General features: G+C 70.8%; 11 protein-coding genes. 5 read left to right on the forward strand and 6 right to left on the reverse strand.

The genetic code is table 11. The annotated features are described in order from the left end of the window. Window positions 1-2,004, reverse strand: a 2,004-nt coding sequence (locus tag ACFY3I_RS42425; protein WP_390866301.1) for an AAA family ATPase, incomplete at its 3' end; no start/stop codon positions are given. 469 nt (window positions 2,005-2,473) lie between these two features. On the opposite strand from ACFY3I_RS42425, the gene ACFY3I_RS42430 reads away from it, so the two are divergent. Beyond that, on the forward strand, window positions 2,474-7,330 hold the full coding sequence (locus tag ACFY3I_RS42430; RefSeq protein WP_390866302.1) for a ricin-type beta-trefoil lectin domain protein: 4,857 nt from the start codon (window positions 2,474-2,476) through the stop codon (window positions 7,328-7,330). Between the two features lie 29 nt (window positions 7,331-7,359). After that, window positions 7,360-10,524 carry a DUF5010 domain-containing protein gene (locus tag ACFY3I_RS42435; protein WP_390866303.1) on the forward strand — a complete coding sequence of 1,055 codons (3,165 nt, stop codon included), beginning with the start codon at window positions 7,360-7,362 and terminating at the stop codon, window positions 10,522-10,524. A gap of 80 nt (window positions 10,525-10,604) precedes the next feature. On the opposite strand, the gene ACFY3I_RS42440 is transcribed toward ACFY3I_RS42435, so the two are convergent. Next, entirely contained in the window at window positions 10,605-11,093 is a 489-nt protein-coding gene (locus tag ACFY3I_RS42440; RefSeq protein ID WP_390866334.1) for a TetR/AcrR family transcriptional regulator, read from the reverse strand. A 199-nt stretch (window positions 11,094-11,292) separates the two neighbouring features. Between ACFY3I_RS42440 and ACFY3I_RS42445 the strand changes: the two genes are divergently transcribed. Next, complete coding sequence (locus ACFY3I_RS42445) at window positions 11,293-12,735, forward strand: aldehyde dehydrogenase (RefSeq protein ID WP_390866304.1); 1,443 nt, start codon at window positions 11,293-11,295, stop codon at window positions 12,733-12,735. Window positions 12,736-12,863: 128 nt separating this feature from the next. On the opposite strand, the gene ACFY3I_RS42450 is transcribed toward ACFY3I_RS42445, so the two are convergent. The 3 genes from ACFY3I_RS42450 to ACFY3I_RS42460 form a co-directional block, all read right to left on the reverse strand. Then, entirely contained in the window at window positions 12,864-13,721 is an 858-nt protein-coding gene (locus ACFY3I_RS42450) for an SDR family NAD(P)-dependent oxidoreductase (RefSeq protein ID WP_390866305.1), read from the reverse strand. An 85-nt stretch (window positions 13,722-13,806) separates the two neighbouring features. Next, entirely contained in the window at window positions 13,807-14,643 is an 837-nt protein-coding gene (locus ACFY3I_RS42455) for an oxidoreductase (protein ID WP_390866306.1), read from the reverse strand. Between the two features lie 298 nt (window positions 14,644-14,941). Continuing rightward, entirely contained in the window at window positions 14,942-17,221 is a 2,280-nt protein-coding gene (locus ACFY3I_RS42460) for an ATP-binding protein (RefSeq protein ID WP_390866307.1), read from the reverse strand. Between the two features lie 278 nt (window positions 17,222-17,499). On the opposite strand from ACFY3I_RS42460, the gene ACFY3I_RS42465 reads away from it, so the two are divergent. Further along, a complete protein-coding gene (locus ACFY3I_RS42465; RefSeq protein ID WP_390866308.1) occupies window positions 17,500-20,292 on the forward strand; it encodes an AAA family ATPase in 2,793 nt (930 codons plus the stop codon). Window positions 20,293-20,440: 148 nt separating this feature from the next. Next, the gene (locus ACFY3I_RS42470; protein ID WP_390866309.1) at window positions 20,441-20,932 is read left to right on the forward strand and encodes an SRPBCC family protein; all 492 of its coding nucleotides are present in this window, start codon (window positions 20,441-20,443) and stop codon (window positions 20,930-20,932) included. A 20-nt stretch (window positions 20,933-20,952) separates the two neighbouring features. Here the strand turns inward: ACFY3I_RS42470 and ACFY3I_RS42475 are convergent, their stop codons facing one another. Then, window positions 20,953-21,135 (reverse strand): hypothetical protein, encoded by a 183-nt coding sequence (locus ACFY3I_RS42475; RefSeq protein ID WP_390866310.1) that lies wholly within the window; start codon window positions 21,133-21,135, stop codon window positions 20,953-20,955. Window positions 21,136-21,281: the final 146 nt, after the last annotated feature.

Raw genomic sequence — 21,281 nt, forward strand, 5'->3', positions numbered from 1 at the left:
GGCCCAGGTGTCGACGGTGGCCTGGAGTTCGCGGGCGTGGTCGGTGTCGCCGCGCAGGGCGGCGAGCAGACCGAGATACGCCCGGCTGTGATGGGAGAGCAGCAGATATCCGTGGGTCGCGGTCAGCTCCAGCACCCGCTGTCCGGTCCGCTCGGCCTCCTCCCATTCACCTACCGCGATCTGGTCCAGCATGATCAGGTGCAGCATGGTCATGCTGTTGCGCACGAACCCGGTCTCGGTCTCACGGTCCATGGTGCGCTGCAGATGCGACCGGTACCGGCTCAGGGTGTCCACGTGGTACGCCGCCACCCCCAGCCGGGTGACGTCCCAGGGGTCCATCTCCGTAAGGCCGTGGAACTGGGTCTCCACCCGCTCCCGCACCCCCGCGCCGTGCAGGACCACGTCGCCCCACGCGTCCCGGTAGATCAGTGAGCGCGCCGGAACCGCTTCGCCGAGCGATCCGAGCAGCGCGCGGGTCTCCTCCCACTGGGCCGTGTCGGCGGCGTACTGGTCGATCGCCAGCAGCAGGTCGACCAGCCGTGTGAGCGTCTCCGAGGCGCGGGGTGCGCCGTCGTCGCGGAGGTTCTCGATCGCCGACGCCACCTGGCGGTGCGAGTGCCGTACGTCCCCGTCCTCGAAGAGCGCCATGTACGCGGAGGTGACCACGGCGGCCGGCGACTCGTCCGTGCCCGCCCCCCGGTCGGACCGGACGAGCCGCTGCGCCTGGTCGAAGAGTCCCGCGTGTCCGGCGACGAAGGCGGCGTCGGCGATCCTGCGGGAGCGGTCCTCGCGCTGCTCGCTGAGTTCGGCGGCCCGGGTCAGCCAGGCGACGGCGGCGAGCGCGCCGCCGCGCCGGGTCGCGGACTCCGCGGCCTGCTCCAGGGCGGCGGCCACCTCCTCGTCCGGGTCCACGGCGGAGGCCGCCAGATGAGTGGCCCGCCGCTCCACGTCGTCCCGGTGCACCCCCGCCAGCACCGCGTGCGCAGCCCGCCGCTGGTTGGGCGTGGCGGTCCTGACCACGGCCGAGCGCACCAGCGGGTGCCGGAAGACGTAGTCGCCGCTGACCGGGTCGACCCCCAGCAGCCCGGCCGCCACCGCCTCGTCGGCGTCGCGCATCCGGTAGCGCCCCCGCGCGGGCACGGCCGTCGGTGCCGCTGCCACACCGTCGAGGGCGCCGCGCAGCAACTCCTCACGGACACCGGAGGCGAGACCGGTGAGCCGTGTCCCGAACACGTGCTGAAGGCGCCGGGACAGCGGCTGCGATGCGTCGCGCGGGCCGGGGACTCCGACGACCGCCGGGTCCGTACGGCCGGCCGTGACATGAGCGGGCAGTTCGAGAAGCGCCAGCGGGTTGCCCCGGGCCTGGTCCAGCACCAGCCGCCGTACGGCCGCGTCCAGATCCGGGTGACGCAGGTCCAGAAGCCGTCGGGCGGCCGTCTCGGAGAGGGGCCCGACCGGCAACTCGGGCAGGGCGGTGGTGTCGAAGCCCGAGCTGATGTCCGCCCGCAGCCCGACCACCAGCTTCACCGAACTGCCGGTCAGCCGGCGCCCCACGAACCCGACCACCGCGACGCTGGAGGCGTCCAGCCACTGGCCGTCGTCCAGGACCAGCAGGAGCGGCCGCGCCGTGGAGGCGAGGGACAGCAGATCCAGTACGGCGATACCGAGGGACATGACGGACGGCGGCTTGCCGCCGCTGCGGCCGAAGACGGTCTCGAAAACGGTGCGGTGCACCAGGTCCAGACCCCCGACGGAGGGGAGCAGAGGGTGCAGCAACTGGTGCAGGCCCGCGAACGGCAGCCCCGTCTCCGCCTCCACCCCGGCGGTCCGGATCACCTCGTGCCCCGCCCGCTCCGCCAGCCGGGCGACATGGCCCAGCAGGGCGCTCTTGCCCACCCCGGTCTCCCCCCTGAGCACGAGGGCCTGCCCCTCGGCGGCCGCCACGAACGCGGACAACCGCCCCCGTTCGCCGTCCCGGCCGATCACCGTCACGAGCGATTCCACGGTGCCCCACTCCCTTCACCACCGGACCAGCCACGTGCCTGCACTCCGAGCCTAAGTGTGTGGAGCATCGCGCTCGCGGCGAAGGACCCTTCGAGGAACATGTCTCAAGCCTCGGGGCAATGGCACACACACGGCGCGGCGTCCTTGGTCACACATCTCCGGAGCAGAGTAAGGGCCGATGTGCAGATTCGTCATCAGAAAACCGGACAGCGGTCTGGGTGAAAGCATCCGCTCCCGCCCGAGCGGCCGGAAATGCCGACATCGCGTCAGACAACGGACGAGTTGCTCTCCGGCCGATCAATCGTGATCACATGTGAGACCGAAACCCACGTCCCAAGTGGATCACATGTGACAGGGTGCACCTCGGCGAGCCGACCGTTCCCTCTGGGTGTCACGACAGGTGTTCTCGCCGGCCGGCCCGTCCGTGTCGCGACGACCGGGCCCTCACCCGCTTCACTCTGGAGAGAGCATGCAAGGTCCGAGACGCCGACGGGGCGGCCGACGGGCGACCACGGTCGCCATCGCGCTCGCCGTCGGCCTGACGCTGGCGACCCCGTACGCCATCGCGTCACCCCTGGCCGCATACGGTGGAGACGCATCCGCATCGGCTGCCACCCCCATCTACAAGGACACGAGTCATTCGTTCGAGGAACGGGCGGCCGACCTCGTCTCCCGGATGACGCTGGAGCAGAAGGTACGCCAGCTCATCACCAACGACGCCCCGGCGATCCCCAGCCTCGGCGTCCAGGGGTACACCTACTGGAGCGAGGCCCTGCACGGCATCCAGTCGCTGGGCAACGCGAAGAACACCGGGGACGACACCTCCTGGCCCGTCAAGGCCACCGGGTTCCCGACCAGCCTCGCCACCTCGATGGCCTGGGACCCCTCGCTCCAGTACCAGGAGGGCTCGGCGATCGGCGACGAGGCCCGCGGCTTCCTGGACAAGTCGCTCTTCGGCACCGGCCGCAACAACCTCGGCAGCTCGGCCGACAACTACGGCTCGCTCACCTACTTCGCCCCGACCGTCAACAACGACCGCGACCCGCTCTGGGGCCGCCACGACGAGTCCTACGGCGAGGACCCCTATCTCCAGGGGCAGCTGGGCAGCCAGTTCGTCGACGGCTTCCAGGGACAGAACTCCGACGGCACGTCGATCAACGGCTACCTGAAGGCCGCGGCCACGGCGAAGCACTACGCGCTCAACAACGTGGAGGACGCCCGCACCTCCATCAGCTCCGACGTCAACGACTCCGAGCTGCGCGACTACTACACCAGGCAGTTCGCCACGCTGATCGGACAGGCCCACGTCGCCGGCCTGATGACCTCGTACAACGCCATCAACGGCACCCCTGCGGTGGCGAACACGTACACCAACAACACCCTCGCCAAGCGCACCTACGGCTTCGCCGGCCTCACCACCTCCGACTGCGGCGGCGTGGGCACCACGTACAAGCTCCCCGACGACGGCCACGACTGGGCACCGGCACCCTGGTCCACCAACGGCTCGAAGACCGACCCGCAGTGGATCGACGACGAGACCGGCGACACCGTCGACGCCCGCGCGGCGGGCCAGGCCTTCGCGCTGCGCTCCGGCAACGACCTCAACTGCAGCGGCGACGAGATGACCACCGCCAACGTGACGGAGGCCGTCCGCGCGGGCCTGCTCAGCGAGGACGTCCTCGACACCGCGCTGGTGCGGGTGTTCACCGTCCGGATGAAGACCGGCGAGTTCGACCCGGCCGGCAGTGTCCCGTACACCTCCATCGACAAGTCGGTCATCCAGAGTGCCGACCACGTGGACCTGGCCACCAAGGCCGCCGACGCGTCGATGGTGCTGCTGAAGAACGGCAACCTCGCCGCCACCGGCAAGCCGCTGCTGCCGCTGAAGGCGTCCGCCGTCAACAAGGTGGTCGTCCTCGGCGACCTCGCCGATTCCGTCAGCCTCGGCAGCTACGGCAACAATCCCGACCAGCAGATCTCGATGCGCCAGGGCATCACCGACGCGCTCAAGGCGGCCAACCCGAACGCCACCGTCACCTACGACGCGGCGGGCACCAGCACCACCAGCACCGCCGACGTCGCTCTCAGCGCCGCCACCCAGGCCGCCGTCAAGGCCGCCGACGTGGTCGTGGTGGTGGCCGGCACCGACCAGAACACCGCGAGCGAGGGCAAGGACCGCTCCAGCCTGGCGATGCCCGGCAACTACAACTCGCTGATCGACCAGGTCGCGGCCCTCGGCAACCCGAACGTGGTGCTCGACGTCCAGGCCGTCGGCGCCGTGGACATCTCCGCCCGCCAGTCCAAGGCCGCCTCGATCGTCTACAGCGCCTACAACGGCCAGAGCCAGGGCACCGCCCTCGCCGACGTGCTCCTAGGCAAGCAGAACCCGCAGGGCCACCTGACCTTCACCTGGTACAAGGGCGACTCCCAGCTCGCAGGGAAGAACGACTACGGGCTGACCCCCGCCGAGTCCGACGGCAAGGGCCAGACCTACCAGTACTTCACCGGCACCCCGTCCTACCCCTTCGGCTACGGCCTGAGCTACTCGACGTTCTCCTACTCGGCCGCGACGGCCGACAAGAGCAGCATCACCGCCGACGGCACCGTGAACGTCTCCTTCGACGTGACCAACACGGGCAGCGTGGCCGGCGCCACCGTCGCCCAGCTCTACGCCGCCAACACCTTCACCGTCTCCGGCGTGACCATGCCCAAGCAGCGCCTGGTCGGCTTCAAGAACACCGGCGTCCTCGCGCCGGGCGAGAAACTGCACGTCACGCTGCCCGTCAAGGCGTCGGACCTGAGCGTGTTCAACCCGTCGACCTCCAGGCAGACGGTCTTTCCAGGCGCCTGGGCGCTGAAGGTGGCCTCCGACTCTGCCACCGTGCAGAGCACCGTCACCGTCACCGTCTCCGGCACGCTGACCCCGAAGGTGTCCACCGTCACGGTTCAGCCCGGCAAGCTGGTCTACCACGCCGGCGAGACCCTGGACCTGACGAAGAAGAACCCCTGGATCAAGGACGACACCGACCCGGCCGAGGAACAGCGGGACACCTCGATCACGGCCGACGACATCGTCGAGGCGGTCAACAACGACCAGTCCCTCGTCGACCTGTCGAAGGCGTCGGTGACCTACGCCAGCAGCGACCCGGCCGTGGCCACGGTCAGCTCCTCGGGCATCGTGACCGCGGGCGCCGACGGCGTGGCTACGATCAAGGCGACCGTGGGCGGTGTGACGGGCTCCATGGTGATGGTGGTCAAGGACACCCTTGCCGTGCACACCCCGCAGTTCGTGACGGCGGGCCAGCCGGCCACCGTCACCACCACCCTCACCAACGGCACCGGCGCCGCGCTGAGCGGCGTGAACGTCTCGCTGCCGGCCCCGTCCGGCTGGACCGTTCAGGCCACCACCGCGACCTCGTTCACGACCGTCGCGGCAGGCGCGTCGGCCACCACCACGTGGCTGGTCACCCCGCCCTCCGGCGTCTCCGCGGGCACCTACCCGCTGACCGCCACCGCCACCCACACCGCCGGCTCCTACACCGCCGCCGGCACCCTCCTGGTCCCGTTCGCCTCACTGAAGGCGGCCTACACCAACGTCGGCATCACGGACGACGCGAACCCCACGCCCGGCAAGTACGACGGCGGCGGATTCAGCTTCTCCGCGCAGGCGCTCGCGGCCCAGGGCCTGGTCGCCGGCCAGTCCTTCACCCACGACGGCCTGACCTACCAGTGGCCCGACGCCACCGGCACCCCCGACGCCGTCGACACCAAGGGCCAGGCGGTGCTGATCTCCGGCACCGGCAGCGAGCTGGGCTTCGTCGGCAGCGGCACCAGCGGCCCGCACCAGGGCATCGGCACCATCGTCTACACCGACGGCAGCACCCAGCAGTACGGCCTGAGCTTCTCCGACTGGTGGGACAACGACAACGTCGCCCAGGGCGGCGGCCGGCTCGGCACCTACGCCTACATCAACTCCCACGACGGCAAGGTGAACCAGAAGGTCAGCCTCTTCACCACCAAGGTGGAGCTGGCGGCGGGCAAGACCGTCCAGGCCGTCGTCCTGCCCAGGTCCGAGGACGCGGCCGGCACCCCGCAGGGCCACGTCTTCGCCATGGCCATCGGCGGCACCCCGCACACCCCGGCTCCCCAGCCGGACGGCCCGACCGGTCACGTCACCGGCCAGGGCGGCAAGTGCGTCGACCTGGCGGCAGGTCCGGCCGCGGGCGTCCAGGCGACCCTGTCCACCTGCGACGACGACGCCTCCCAGCAGTGGACCATGGGTACCGACAAGACCGTGTGGAACCAGGGCAAGTGCCTGGCCACCGCCGACGGCGGCACCACCAACGGCACGGACGTCGTCCTCGACTACTGCGACGGGTCGAAGGTTCAGCAGTGGTCGGTGGATTCGGCGAACGGCTATCTGGTGAACGTGGCTTCGGGTCTGTGTCTGGAGAACGCGAACGGCTCTACGGCGGACGGTAATCCGTTGATCGTGTGGACGTGCAACAACGGTGATGTCGGTCAGAAGTGGACGGTTCCGGCCGAGGTGTCGGGTCCGTCGGGGCGGGTCGCGGGTTACAACGGCAAGTGTGTGGAGGTGGCGGGTGGTGCGACGGCGGACGGTACGGCGGTCCAGCTGAACGCGTGCGGTAGTGGTACGCAGCAGGTGTGGACGGCTGTGTCGGACGGGACGTTGCGGGCGCTGGGCAAGTGCATGACGGCCGCGGGCGGTGGGTCGGCGGACGGTACGGCGGTGCAGTTGTCGGCGTGTTCGGGTGCGGCGTCGCAGAAGTGGGCGTCGGATTCCAAGGGCCAGCTGGTGGGTTCGCAGTCGGGGAAGTGTCTGGACGCTGCGGGTCCCAGTTCGGCGAACGGCACGAAGTTGCAGATCTGGGCGTGTGCGGCCTCGGACAATCAGTTGTGGAGTGTGCCGTCGTCGCGTCCGGCGGGTGTGGTCAGCGGGTACGGCGGTAAGTGCGCGGAGGTGGCGGGGTCGTTGTCGGCGAACGGTACGGCGGTCCAGCTGAACGTGTGCGGGACGGGCAGCGGTCAGTCCTGGACGGTGGCCGCTGATGGCACGCTGCGGGCGCTCGGCAAGTGCATGACGGTCGCGGGTGGTGCGACGGCGGACGGTACGGCCGTGCAGTTGTCGGCGTGTTCGGGCGCGGCGTCGCAGAAGTGGGCCTCGGACAGCAAGGGCCGGCTCGTCGGCAGCGGGTCCGGCAAGTGCCTGGACGCCACCGGTCCCAGCTCCGCGAACGGGACCAAGCTCCAGATCTGGACCTGCGCGGCCAGCGCCAACCAACTCTGGAAACTCCCCGCCTGACCATCACCACTCTCCTCACAGACAAAGGCATGCACGTGTTGCGAAGACACAGGAACAGATCGGCGGCGCTGGGGCTCGCGGCCCTGACGATGCTCGGCGCGATGACGGTGAGCCCCACGGCCGCCGCCACCGCCGCAGACACCCCCGTCGTGGTGAACGGCGGCACCGCCCTCCCCGGCCGGGTCGCCGGAAAGACGGGTGCGCTCGGTGTCACCTTCGGCTTCTCCGACATCACCATGGCGGGCGGCCCCTACGACCAGCCGGTCAACAAGAACTACAACCAGCCGATGTACCAGCCCAAGGCCGACGACCCGGCCTCCTTCTGGGACAACTACGTCGAGGAACTGGTCACTGCTGGCGTCGACTTCGTCGCCGTCGACCTGCGCGGCTTCGGCCCCGACAACGCCGTACCGGACGGCGCCGGCGACCCCCGCGCCCTCACCCCGCTGATCGACGCGATCAACCGGCGAGGCGTCGCCGGCCGGCTCAAGATCGCCGCGCTGGACGACACCCCCGCCACCCTCACCGACAAGAAGAACCGGGCCGTCCACCACACCGGCGGCTACGACCCGCCCTTCGACGTCGGCGACGCCGACGGCACCGGCGAGGGCGGCTACAAGTACTTCTGGGACTACAACCAGCGCGAGTTCTTCGCCCGCGTCCCGAGCGACATGCTCTACAAGGTCGACGGCCGCCCGCTCGTCTACGAGTGGTCGATGAACGACTTCGCCTTCAGCAACCAGGGCGACGGCAACCTCTCCAAGCTGCTCCAGTACGCCCGTTCCCGCGCCCAGGCGGAGTTCGGGACGGACCCGTACTACGTCGTCGACAGCAGCTGGCCCGACCGGGACCCGAGCGTCGTCTCGCAGATCGACGGCATCAACAACTGGTTCCAGTTGCCGGCGGGCTGGTCCAACGACACCTACCGGCCGATCATCGACAACGGTCAGCTGAAGTTCGACGGCGCCTGGGACTACCTGACCTCGGACGGCGCGGGCGACTACAAGAACACCTACCAGAGGACCTCCACGGCAGGGGCCTCGGTCACCTACTCGTTCATCGGCACCGGCGTGCAGTACCTGGCCCGCACCGCGAGCGGCCAGGGCAGCGTCGACGTGTCGGTCGACGGCGGGACACCCGTCACGGTGTCGCTGTCGGGCAGCGCCCTCAAGACCCAGCAGACCGTCTTCGAGAAGACCGGCCTCACCGAGGGCACCCACACCGTCAAGGTGACGAACCGGGCGGCCGCCCCGGTCACCGTCGACGGCTTCAAGGTCCTCTCCAGCCGCCCCGCCTCCCTGGACGGCCGCACCTACGGCGTCGCGACACCCGGCTTCCGGGTCGTCAACGACACCACGAACATGGTGATGGACGCCGACCACGGCAACCACCTCAACCGGACGCTGGACGCGACGGTCAACGGCGGCGCGGACATCACCCTTGTCGAGGGCTTCACGGACTGGGAGGAGAACGCGATGCTCGCGCGTACGGCCGACGGCACGTACGACGAGCGGCTGACCGACTATCCGAACCAGATGATCGACATCCTCCGCCAGTACTCGACCGACCCGTTCCCGGCCGACCTCAAGATCGAGGCGGAGACGGCGGACGCGTACACCGGAGCCACCCCCGGCAACGACTGGGGTGTCTACCGCGGTGGAGACATCGACGTCCAGACCACCGGCGACACGGGCGGCGGCTGGAACGTCGGCGACATCGCCGCGGGGGAGACCCTGACCTGGGACAGCGAGCCGATGCAGGGCACGGTGAAACTCTCCGCCCGGGTCGCCACGCCCAACGACAACGCCCAGGTCCGCTTCGTCGTCGACGGCGTGGCGGGCCCGACCGTGGCCGTCCCGAACACCGGCGACTGGCAGACGTACACCACCGTCGACGCGGGTACCTTCCAGCTCCCGGCGGGCACCCACCACACGGTCCGCCTGGAGTTCCCGAACGGCTCCCTGAACGCCAACTACTGGACGGCGACCACCCTCACCCCGCCCGCCACTCCGGCCCCGCCGGGTCCGACCGGTCACGTCACCGGCCAGGGCGGCAAGTGCGTCGACCTCGCCGGCGGCAGCGCTGCGAACGGCACCCAGGTCGTCCTCGACACCTGCGGTTCGGCGACCACCCAGCAGTGGACGGCGGCCCCCGACAAGTCGCTCCAGGTGCTCGGCAAGTGCCTGAGCACCCAGGACGAGGGCACCGCCAACGGGACCAAGGTCCAGATCGCCGCCTGCGACGGGTCGAAGGCTCAGCAGTGGTCGGTGGATTCGGCGAACGGCTATCTGGTGAACGTGGCTTCGGGTCTGTGTCTGGAGAACGCGAACGGCTCTACGGCGGACGGTAATCCGTTGATCGTGTGGACGTGCAACAACGGTGATGTCGGTCAGAAGTGGACGGTTCCGGCCGAGGTGTCGGGTCCGTCGGGGCGGGTCGCGGGTTACAACGGCAAGTGTGTGGAGGTGGCGGGTGGTGCGACGGCGGACGGTACGGCGGTCCAGCTGAACGCGTGCGGTAGTGGTACGCAGCAGGTGTGGACGGCTGTGTCGGACGGGACGTTGCGGGCGCTGGGCAAGTGCATGACGGCCGCGGGCGGTGGGTCGGCGGACGGTACGGCGGTGCAGTTGTCGGCGTGTTCGGGTGCGGCGTCGCAGAAGTGGGCGTCGGATTCCAAGGGCCAGCTGGTGGGTTCGCAGTCGGGGAAGTGTCTGGACGCTGCGGGTCCCAGTTCGGCGAACGGCACGAAGTTGCAGATCTGGGCGTGTGCGGCCTCGGACAATCAGTTGTGGAGTGTGCCGTCGTCGCGTCCGGCGGGTGTGGTCAGCGGGTACGGCGGTAAGTGCGCGGAGGTGGCGGGGTCGTTGTCGGCGAACGGTACGGCGGTCCAGCTGAACGTGTGCGGGACGGGCAGCGGTCAGTCCTGGACGGTGGCCGCTGATGGCACGCTGCGGGCGCTCGGCAAGTGCATGACGGTCGCGGGTGGTGCGACGGCGGACGGTACGGCCGTGCAGTTGTCGGCGTGTTCGGGCGCGGCGTCGCAGAAGTGGGCCTCGGACAGCAAGGGCCGGCTCGTCGGCAGCGGGTCCGGCAAGTGCCTGGACGCCACCGGTCCCAGCTCCGCGAACGGGACCAAGCTCCAGATCTGGACCTGCGCGGCCAGCGCCAACCAACTCTGGAAACTCCCCGCCTGATCAGAGTATCTCGTGAGTTCCGGGCCCGGTGGACGTCGTTCCGCCGGGCCCGGAGCCGTTCGGTGGCCGGGACAGGTGCCTCATGACGCGCCGAGGCCGTTGAGAAACGTGTCGACCACCACGTCCGCCGCCTGTGCCGGGCTCAGATGAGCCTGCCGGCGTGGCACGAGGGTGACGAGGCCGGCCAGCAGCGCTCCGGCCCACCCCGGCTGCGGCGTGCGGCGCAGCAGCCCCTCGTCGACGGCCCGGTCGAGGAAGGTGTCGACCTCGGCGATACAGACGTCCCGGCGCCGCCGGATGGCGTCGTCGGCGAGCATCAGGGCCAGGTCGACCGGCCAGGTCCGGTTGACGTCGATGACGTTCTCCACGTAGCGGTGCAGGGCGACGGCCACGGGTGCCTCGCGCAGCCGGGCGTCCTCGATGGCCCGCTCCACGGCCGTGACGCGGCACTCGTGGATGGCGGCGAGCAGTTCCTCCCGACAGGCGAAGCGCCGGTAGACGGTACGCCGGTCCACGCCCGCCTCGGCGGCGATGCCCGCGATGCTCGCGCCGGGGTCGTCGGCGAGCATCCGTGCTCCGGTGGTCAGGACGGCTTCCAGGTTGCGTGCGGCATCGGCTCTCATTTTTCAAGAGTACCGATAGTGAGGCGAATGACCTGGCTAGAGCGATCGGTGTGTGCAGCTAGAGAGAGGAAGTGCTACATTGAAGTGGCAGTTGGATGGCACGTCCGAATGAGCTGAACCGAAAGCACCGGAAGAGAGAACGCACATGATCACCTACGACCGGCTTTTCATCGGGGGTTCCTGGGTCGAGCCGAGCAACCCCGAGCTGCTCGACATCGCCTCTCCGCACGACCGGTCGGTGGTCGGCCGCGTTGCGCAGGCCTACCCGGCGGACATCGACCGGGCGGTGGCCGCGGCCCGCGCCTCCTTCGACGCGGGCGACTGGCGGCTGACCCCGCCGGCCGAGCGGATCGCGGTGCTGCGGCGCTTCAACGCCGTCCGTGAGGAGAACGCGGAGAAGATCGCCCACCTGATCTCGCTGGAGAACGGTTCGGCCGGCTGGTTCACCCGTGCCGGTCAGCCGGGCCTGACCCGGCAGGCCAACGCCTATCTGAAGGCGGCGGAGGAGTTCGGCTGGGAGGAGACCCTGGTTCCCTCCGACCCCGCGTCGCCGGTGCGCAGCGTGGTGCGCCGTGAGGCCGTCGGTGTCGTGGCCGCGGTGATCCCCTGGAACTCGCCGTTCTCCTCGGCCACCTCGAAGATCATCCCCGCTCTGGTGGCCGGCAACTCCGTGATCCTCAAGGTGTCCCCGGAGAACTCGCTGAGCATGGCGTTCCTGGCCGAGCTGCTGGAGCAGGTGGGTCTGCCCGAAGGCGTGATCAGCGTGCTGCCCGCCGACCGGGAGACCAGCGAGCACCTGGTGTCGCACCGCGACGTCGACAAGATCGCCTTCACCGGCTCCACGCGCGCCGGCCGCCGTATCGCCTCGATCGCGGGTGAGCAGCTCAAGCGGGTCAGCCTGGAGCTGGGCGGCAAGTCCGCCGCCGTCATCCTGCCGGACGCCGACATCGCGAAGGCGGTCGCGGGCCTGAAGTTCGGCTCCCTGCTCAACAACGGCGAGTCGTGCATCGCGCAGACCCGGATCCTGGCCCCGCGCGAGAAGTACGAGGAGGTCGTGGCCGCGTTCAAGGATCTGGTGGAGTCGCTGAAGGTGGGTGACCCGAACGACCCCGACACCTTCATCGGCCCGATGATCCGCCCCGACCAGCAGGAGCGGGTGCGCGACTACATCCGGCTCGGCATCGACGAGGGCGCCCGCCTCGTCACCGGCGGCCCGCAGATCCCCGAAGGCCTGGAGAAGGGCAACTACGTCACGCCCACGGTCTTCGCGGACGTCGACAACTCCATGCGGATCGCACAGGAGGAGGTCTTCGGTCCGGTCCTGGTGGTCATCGCCTACGACGACGAGGACGACGCGGTCCGCATCGCCAACGACTCCGAGTACGGCCTCTCCGGCGGCGTCTGGTCCTCGGACGAGGCCCACGCCCTGGAGGTCGCCCGCCGCATCCGTACCGGCACCATCACGGTCAACGGGGCGTCCGTCGCCTTCGACGGCCCGTTCGGCGGCTTCAAGGCCAGCGGTATCGGCCGCGAGTACGGCGCGGTCGGCCTCGGCACCTACACCGAGTACAAGACGATCACCGTCTGATCCGGTCCCAGGGACCAGGAGTGCGGCAGGTCCGGACATGGCGGCGGCAGGTGGCGGAACCACCTGCCGCCGCCGTGGCGTTCCCGCTCGTGCTGTGACGACTCCGGCACGGAGCCGGCCGGCGGGGTTCAGAGCACGGCGTTCTCGGCCGCGCCCGGGAAGTCCGTGCTGAACGCCAGCTCCCGGCCCGCCTCGAACTCGGTCCGCAGCTGGTCGAGCTTGACGCCGATGCGCCGCTGGGCGTCGCTGCCCAGGACGACCCAGTGCGCCGGCTTCGAGGCGAGGACGGAGCGGTGGATGGCCTCGGCGGCCCTCTCCGGGTCACCGGGGAACATCTCCGGTGTCAGGCTGCCCATCATCGCGCGGAAGGCACCGGCCGTCGCGGCGTAGTCCTCGATGCCCTGGCCGGACACCCTCGTCCGGTTCTCGATGCCGGTGCGGAACGAACCCGGCTGGATGATCATCGCGTGCAGACCGATGGGCTCGATCTCCTGCCACAGGGCCTCGGTGAAGCCCTCCAGCGCGAACTTGCTGGCGGAGTAGTAGCCGTTGGCGGGCAGGCTCGCCAGGCCGTCCATGGAGGACACGTTGACGACGGTGCCGCTGCGCCGGGCGCGCATACCGGGCAGCACCGCCCTGGTGAGGGCGACCGCGCCGAAGAAGTTGACCTCGAAGAGCCGGCGGTAGTCGTCCTCCTCCTGCTCCTCCAGGGCGCCGACGAAGTCGATGGCGGCGTTGTTGACGAGGATGTCGATACCGCCGAAGCGCTCCTGCGCGGCGCGCACGGCCGCGGCACGGTCCTCGGCTTCGGTGACGTCGAGCTTCACCGCCAGCGCGGTCTGCGGGTAGCGGGCGGCCAGTGCGGTGGTGGCCTGTGTCGAGCTGGCCGTCGCCACCACCTGGTCCCCTTGGGCCAGGACGTGTTCGGCGAGGGCCTTGCCGAGGCCGCTGGACGCACCGGTGATGAGCCAGGTCCTGCGAGACATGAGTGATCTCCTTCAGCGGAGTGAGTGGGGTGAGAGGGGGTGTCGCGAGAAAAAGGGCGAAGACGGCGGCCGTCCGGCGGCCGGCCTACTCGCCGGGGAAGTCGGCCGCGCTGCCGGCCTCGGCCCACTTCCGGGTCTCCGCGGCGCGCGCCTCGCCCGCTTCCAGGGCCATGGCCACGGCCTGGGCGCCGAGCAGCAGCCGGCGCGGCGGGTCGTCGTGGCGGGCCACGTCGATGAGGACCTTGGCGGCGCGGACCGGGTCCCCGGGCTGGTTGCCGTTGTTCGACGCCCGGTAGGTGTTCATGACGCCGACGGTCTCCTCGTAGTCGGCGCCGACGGCGTGCAGCTCCATCGACGAGCCCTGCCAGTCCGTGCGGAACGCGCCCGGCTCCACGATGACGACCCTGAGTCCGAAGGGCGCGACCTCGTTCGCCAGGACTTCGGAGAAGCCCTCCACGGCGAACTTCGCGCTCTGATAGGCGCCCATGCCCGGAGTGCCGCCCACCCGTCCGCCGAGCGAGGAGAACTGCAGGAACGTCCCCGAGCGCTGCGCGCGCAGCACGGGGAGCGCGGCCCGGGTCACGTTGACGACACCGAAGAAGTTCGCCTCGAACTGCCCGCGGAAATCGTCCTCCGCCATCTCCTCGATGGGGGCGCTGTTGGCGTACCCGGCGTTGTTCACCACCACGTCCAAACGGCCGAAGGTGTCGACTGCCGCTTGTACCGCGCGCCGGGCCGCGGCGGTGTCCGTGACGTCCAGGGCGACCGCCCGCACCCGGTCGCCGTGGCGGGAGACCAGATCCGCGAGCTGCTCAGGACGGCGCGCGGTCGCCACGAGCCGGTCGCCGGACTCCAGTACCGCTTCCGCCAATGCGCGTCCGAACCCCCGGGACGCGCCTGTGACAAGCCAAGTCTTGATCATTTGTATCCTTTGCCGGCTTTCCGAGGAAGATGTCCTTATCGGCGGGACATCGCTCAGCTTTGGCGTACATCCGGCGCTGGGCGACAGTCGTTTGACTGCCGGGTCCGCACCCGTCGGCCACAGCCCGCGCACCTGAGTCATCGGCCGTGCGCCCTGACCGGCGGGTACCGATGCCCGGTCTGCCTCACCGGTTCCGCTTCGGACGCGGCGGGTCGGGCGGGAGCGGGACCTGGAGGGCGTACGGATCTGCTCACCGGCTCCGGGAAGTGACTCCGCGAGCGGTGTGGAGGTTCCGGGCCTACGAGTCGCCCGGTTCGGCCGTACCGTCCGCCGGCGCCTGCGGCGGCAGCGCCTCGGCCTTGGCCCGCATCGCCGCGGCGGCCCGCCTGCTGCCCAGCTCGTCCAACAGGCGTGTCGCCTCGATCCAGTTCGCCCGTGCCCCGGCGATGTCCCCCTGTTGCAGCCGGGCAGACGCCAGATCGTCCAGAACCAGGGCGGGCCGGTCGCTGGTGTCGGAGTTCTCCCGCTGGAACCGCAGGGCCTGTTCGTAGCCGGCGACAGCGGCCGTGGTGTCGCCCAGAGCCTGCTGCGCGTAGCCGATGGTGTGCCAGACGGCCGCCAGGTCCTGGTACTCCCCGTGGCCCCTCAGCAGGACCAGTGCCTCCTCGCACGCGGCGATGGCTTCCTTGTGCTCGCCCATGACCGTGAGGGACCAGCCCACGGCTCCGAGCGCGGGGGCGATCTCGTCGCTCTTCCCGAGTTCCCTGGCGATGGCCAGGGCGTTGCGCGCATGCCGCAGGCTTTCGGCACTGCGGCCCTGCCGGTCACGCACCAGGCTGATGTTCCGCTCGGCATGGGCCCGGTGGTCCGCGGGCAGCCGGTGCAGTTGCGCGAGCATCAGGTCGAGCGGCTCGTCGGCCTCGTCGGTCCGGCCGGTCGCGACCAGCGCACGCGACAGATGTCTGGCGCACCACATGACGGCGATCGGGTCGTCGAGCGCGAGGGCCGCGTCGAGTCCGGCCCGCGTGGCTGCCATCTCCTCGGTCCAGCGGCCCGTGGCCGCTGTGTAGCCGGCTCTGTCGTGCGTGAGGTCGACCCGGTGGCGCAGCAGCCGCGGATTCTGCAGGGTGCGCAGGGCCGCCGCGATGGTCGCCTCCTCCTGATGGAACCAGGCCAGTGCCTCGTCGCGGCTGTCGATCACGACGTGGACCAGGCCTTCGGTGAGCGGCGTGGTGAGTGTCGACCTGTAACGCGTCACGAACCGGCCGGCCGAGCGTGCGTTGTGCCGCAGGTAGTCCAGCAGGCGGGTCTCCGCACCGAGCCGGTCGTCCCGCTCCGCCACGACCAGCTCGGTGCCGTACGCCCTGACCAGGTCGTGCATCACGAACCGGCCCTCGGCGTCACGGGAGAGCAGGCTGGCCGAGGTCAGCTCGCGCATGTGCCGGCGTGCCGTCGGCAGTGCCACGTCCGCCAGCGACGCCGCTGCCTCCACGGACACCGTGGGACCGGGATGGAGGGACAGATACCGGAAGAACCGTGCGGTCCCGGCGGTCAGAGCCTGGTAGGACCAGGAGAACACGGCACGTATGTCGGTCCGGCGTTCATCGGCCGAGAGGGCGTCCAACTGCGGCCGGATCGCGCGCAGTTCACGAACGCTCAGCCGGAGCGGGATCTGCGGCACCGCGCTCAGCTGGGCGCCGACGACAGCCACCGCCAGCGGCAGCCGTCCGCACAGTTCGACCAGTTCGGTGGCGGCCTCCGGCTCCGCCGCGCAGCGCGCCTCGCCGATCCGGGCGGCGAGCGCGGCCACGGCCTCGGCCGTTGTCCACACGTCCAGACCGATCAGCGAGGCGGCCTCCGTCACGGCCACCCCGGGCAGCCGGTTGCGCGAGGTGATGATCGTCAGGCATCCGGCGCTGCCGGGGAGCAGCGGTCTGACCTGATCCGCGTCCCGGGCGTTGTCCAGGACGACGATCAGCCGTCGGGACGCCGTCCGCTCGCGGAACAGGGCACCGCGCTGCTCGGTGCTGGTCGGCATCTCGCCACCGGTCACCCCGAGCGCGTTCAGGAACCCGCCCAGGGCCTCCCCGGGATCCAGAGGTTCGCCCGCCTCCTCGAAGCCGCGCAGGTTCACGTACAGCTGTCCGTCCGGAAAGCGGTCCGCCACCCGGTGTGCCCAGTGCACGGCCAGAGCCGTCTTGCCGACCCCGGCCAGGCCTCCGATCGCGGCGACGACCGCGTGCTCGCCCCTGGCGCTCCGGTCGGTGATGTCGCGGGCCGCCGCCAGTATCTCGTCGCGCCCGCGGAACACCGGCAGGTCGGGGGGCAGCTGCCGGGGGATCCGGACTTGCCGTCCAGGCCGTACCGCCGCACGGACGAGTCGCTCTCGCTCGGGTCCGGCCAGGCCGAGCGCGTCCATCAGTTCGGCGAGGGTGGCCTGCCGGGGCAGGCTCAGCCCTCGCTCCATGTCGCTGATGGCGCGGACGCTGACTCCGGACGCCTCCGCGAGGCTCTCCAGTGTCAGCAACGCGCGCTGCCGTCCCTCGCGCAGCAGTTGGCCGAACGTGTCCCTGTCCATCCCCGTCCCTGGGAACCGCACTGCCGTGAGGTATCCATCGAATGCCGGAACGGACAACCTAGCAGTGCTGGAACGATCATTCAGGAGTGCCGTCCGTCCGGCCGCCCGACACCGCCACGGTCCTGGAAACGAGGCGTGGCAGGGACCGCAGGGACCCGGCCGCGGAACGGAGCGGAGCAACGGGGACCGCCGCCCGCGGACCCCGTACGGCGGCCGGCCGCACCCCGAGACGCGCACGTTAAAATGCGGACACCTCAGCATTTGGAGAGCGCAGCCCGATGAACGACCTGGACCAGCCGTCTCGTCCCGCTTCGGCGCGGCTGGTCGGGCGGGAGCGGGACCTGGAGTTCATACGGACCCACTTCACCGGCTCAGCGATCCACGGTGCGGCCCTGCTGCTGACCGGTGAGGCGGGCATCGGCAAGAGCGCCCTCCTCGACGTGGTCGCGGCACAGGCCAGGTCCGAGGGCACCCGTGTGCTGCGGGCGAACGGCGTGCAGTTCGAGACGGACGTGGGCTACGCCGGCCTCAACCAGCTCCTCGTTCCGCTCTTCGGCTCCATCGACCTGCTGGAGCCCGGCCACCGCGACGCCCTGCGCATCGCGGTCGGTATCGGGAGCGGGCCGCCGCCCAGCCGCCTGTTGACCTCTACCGCGGCGCTGCTGCTCCTGCGCCGGATCGCCGACGACACGCCGCTGCTGATCGTGGTCGACGACCTGCTCTGGCTGGACCGGGCCACCGCCTCGGTCCTGGGCTTCGTGGCCCGGCGGCTCGTCGGCAGCCGGATCAGCTTCCTCGCGGCCTCCCGCACCACCTCGGACAGCTTCTTCGAGTCCAGCGGTCTCACCGAGTACCGGCTCACGTCGCTGGACGACGCGTCGTCGGCCGCCCTGCTCGCCCGGACACACCCCGGGATGGCCCTCGCCCTGCGCCACCGGATCGCGGCGGAGGCGTACGGCAACCCGCTCGCGCTGGTGGAGTTGCCGGCCGCCCTCGACCGCGAGCAGCGTACGGCGGCGACGCCGGTGGTTCCCGCGGTGCTGCCACTCGGCGAGCGTCTCCAGACACTGTTCGCCGCCCGCGTGGCCGACCTGCCCCAACAGAGCCGCGAACTGCTGCTCATCGCGGCCCTCGAAGGCACCGGCGACCTGTCCGTCATCGAGGCGGCGGCGGGCGGCCGTACCGCCGTCGACCTGCTGGAGCCCGCCGAGCGCAACCGCCTGGTGGCCATCTCGGTGGCCGCGCGGCGGCTGTCCTTCCGGCATCCGCTGATCGGCTCCGCCGTGGTCGGTCAGGCGACGGCCGCCGACCGGCGCAGGGCGCACCGGGCGTTGGCCGATGCGCTCACCGATCACCCCGAACGCCGCGCCGGCCACCTCGGCGAGGCGACCACGAGCCCGGACGAGACGGTCGCCGAGCTCCTGGAACAGGCCGCCCGCCGCCGGCTCGGCCGCGGTGACGCGCTGGGCGCGGTGGCGGCGCTCACCCGTGCCGCCGTGCTCAGCCCCGCACCGGCCGACGAGAGCAGACGGCTGGCGGAAGCCGCCTACATAGGCGCCGACGCCGGCGGCGGACTGGCGGACGCCTCACGACTGCTGGCCGGAGCCCGCCGGGCGGCCCCCACCGCCCGGGAGTCGTTGCACGCGGCGGCCGCGTCGGCTCTCCTCCTGATCAACCAGGAGGGAGACGTCGGCACCGCCCACCGGCTGCTGACGGCCGCGATCGAGGCGGGCGGACACGGCTGGGACGCCTCGGACGACGCGCTGATCGAGGCCCTGTTCACCCTGATCACCCTGTGCTGGTACAGCGGTGACCCCGCCACCTGGCCGCCGGTCTTCCGGGCCCTGGACCGGGTGACCCCCCAGCCCCCCGACCTGCTGCGGGTGTGCGCCCAGACCTTCGGCGACCCGGCCCGCACCGGACACCAGGCTCTGGACGTCCTCGACGCGCTGCTCGCCGACATCGGCGAGGACCCGACCCGGGTCGTCCGTGTCGGTATCGGCTGCGTCTACCTGGACCGGCTCGCGGACGTACGGGAGCCTTCGCTGCGGCTGGTCGAACAGGGCCGGGCGGGCAGCGCGCCCGCCCGCCGGCACGTGGCCGCCCTGATGCACCTGTGCCTGGACTTCCACTCCGCTGGCCGCTGGGACGAGGCCGTACGGCTGGCCGGTGAGGGGCTGGACCTGTGCCGGGAGTACGGCTACCGCTTCTTCGACTGCAAGTTCCAGTTCGTCCAGGCCCTGGTGGCCGGGGCACGGGGCGACACGGACACCGGCGAGGCCCTGTGCGAGGAGATCATCCGCTGGGCCGTGCCCCGCGGTGCCCAGGGTGCGCGGGTCCTCGCCCTGCACGCCGGGGGCCTGACCGCGCTGGCGTGCGGCGACTTCGAGGCCGCCTACCGGCAACTGGCCGCGATCACCCCGCCCGAGCCCTTCGCCTCCTATCAGCCGCACGCCCTGAACTGCGCCCTGGACCTGGTGGAGGCGGCCGTACGCACGGGACGGGCCGCCGAGGCCGCCGCGTACACGGCGGCCGTGCGGGCCTCCTCGATGGCCCGGCTCTCGCCCCGCCTGCACATGCTGGCACTGGCCTGCGAGGCATTGACGGCTCCCGACGACGAGGCGCTGGGCCTGTTCGATCAGGCCCTGTCGCTGGTGAAGCCCGCCGACTGGCCCTTCGACGTCGCCCGGGTACGGCTGCTGCACGGCGAACGCCTGCGGCGCCGGCGGGTGACCAGGGAGGCCCAGGAACAGCTGGTGCGGGCCTCGAAGACCTTCGAGGAGCTGGGAGCGACGCCGTGGGCGTCGCGTGCCGCCGCCGAACTCCGGGCCAGCGGCCACGGCCCGTCCGCCGGCGCGCAGCGGGCGAGGGGTGTCCTGACGGCCCAGGAGTGGGAGATCGCGACCCTGGCGGCGACCGGACTGACCAACAAGCAGATAGCCGAGCGGCTCTTCCTGTCGCACCGGACCATCGGAACGCATCTCTATCAGATCTACCCCAAACTGGGCATCGGCTCCCGGGCCGCCCTGCATGACGCCCTGGCCGCCCTCAAGCCGGCGGACATCGGCTGAGGCCGGTCACGGCCGCCCAGTCAGATGACGTATGCGTTCGCCCGTCACCGCCCGCACACTGGGTCGGGGGGACGCGCTGAGACTGTCGTGCCGCCGGCACCGTCGCCGGCACAACGGAAAACGCACAGAAGTACGAAAGAGAACGCGGATGTACGACACCTCAGACAGCCACCCGGACATTCACTGGCCGTCCGGATTCTCGCCCGCCGACGCGCACAGCTTCCACCGGGCGCAGGCCGTCGTGCCCGGTCCGCCGGAGCGGTCGTTCACCCTGCTCACCGACGTGGCGAACTGGCCGAAGTGGGTGCCGGGCTGCGAGGAGGTCAGCTCCGTCACCCTGACGCAGACCTTCGAGGTGGTCTGGGCGGGACACCGGTTCGAGGTCTTCGTGGGGGAGAGCGTGCCGCCCCGCCGGATCGGCTGGCTGGGCATCGGCGGGGGCGTCATGCTGTACCAGGCCTGGCTGCTCACGGAGACCGCGGACGGCACGGAGGTCGTGGTGGAGAACGCCGTCCGCGCCGACGTACCCAAGCCCCTCGACACCCTGTCCCGCGACTGGGCCGAGCGGTTGAACGAACTGTGGCTCGCCCAGCTGGGGAAGCTGTCGGAGGACCCGCGGGACGGGGACCGGGCGTCCTGAGTGCCGCGTGGCGTCGCCCGTCAGGCGTTGGCCTCCGGCAGGCGTCCGCCATCCCCGGCCGCTCTCAGCAGGCTGTTGTAGCTCCGTCTCAGGAGCTTCGCCGACTGGCATGTGCCGGAACTGCCCGCACAGCTGCGGCAGGTCCGCAGATGTCCCTCCCAGACCGCACGCGCGTGTTCGAGGCGGTCCTGATCTGACTGCATGGCGCTTCCTCGCACGTACGGCCGTCTGGGGTATGACGGCGGGCTCCCGATCTTCGTGGCCGGGGGTCTCGGGTGCCGGAGCACCGAAGCCGCGAAGAGCTTTCAGCGGGTAGACGATCGTGATCCATGCCCGGGTTCACCTTCTT

Source organism: Streptomyces sp. NPDC001068 (genome assembly GCF_042897315.1).
Lineage (GTDB): Bacteria > Actinomycetota > Actinomycetes > Streptomycetales > Streptomycetaceae > Streptomyces.

What these genes read in the sequence shown, in the direction of transcription:
- ACFY3I_RS42460 (WP_390866307.1), bottom strand. Translation starts at nt 17,221, where the DNA reads ATGGACAGGGACACGTTCGGCCAACTGCTGCGCGAGGGACGGCAGCGC.
- ACFY3I_RS42475 (WP_390866310.1), bottom strand. Translation starts at nt 21,135, where the DNA reads ATGCAGTCAGATCAGGACCGCCTCGAACACGCGCGTGCGGTCTGGGAG.
- ACFY3I_RS42435 (WP_390866303.1), top strand. Translation starts at nt 7,360, where the DNA reads ATGCACGTGTTGCGAAGACACAGGAACAGATCGGCGGCGCTGGGGCTC.
- ACFY3I_RS42430 (WP_390866302.1), top strand. Translation starts at nt 2,474, where the DNA reads ATGCAAGGTCCGAGACGCCGACGGGGCGGCCGACGGGCGACCACGGTC.
- ACFY3I_RS42445 (WP_390866304.1), top strand. Translation starts at nt 11,293, where the DNA reads ATGATCACCTACGACCGGCTTTTCATCGGGGGTTCCTGGGTCGAGCCG.
- ACFY3I_RS42465 (WP_390866308.1), top strand. Translation starts at nt 17,500, where the DNA reads ATGAACGACCTGGACCAGCCGTCTCGTCCCGCTTCGGCGCGGCTGGTC.
- ACFY3I_RS42470 (WP_390866309.1), top strand. Translation starts at nt 20,441, where the DNA reads ATGTACGACACCTCAGACAGCCACCCGGACATTCACTGGCCGTCCGGA.
- ACFY3I_RS42455 (WP_390866306.1), bottom strand. Translation starts at nt 14,643, where the DNA reads ATGATCAAGACTTGGCTTGTCACAGGCGCGTCCCGGGGGTTCGGACGC.
- ACFY3I_RS42450 (WP_390866305.1), bottom strand. Translation starts at nt 13,721, where the DNA reads ATGTCTCGCAGGACCTGGCTCATCACCGGTGCGTCCAGCGGCCTCGGC.
- ACFY3I_RS42440 (WP_390866334.1), bottom strand. Translation starts at nt 11,093, where the DNA reads ATGCTCGCCGACGACCCCGGCGCGAGCATCGCGGGCATCGCCGCCGAG.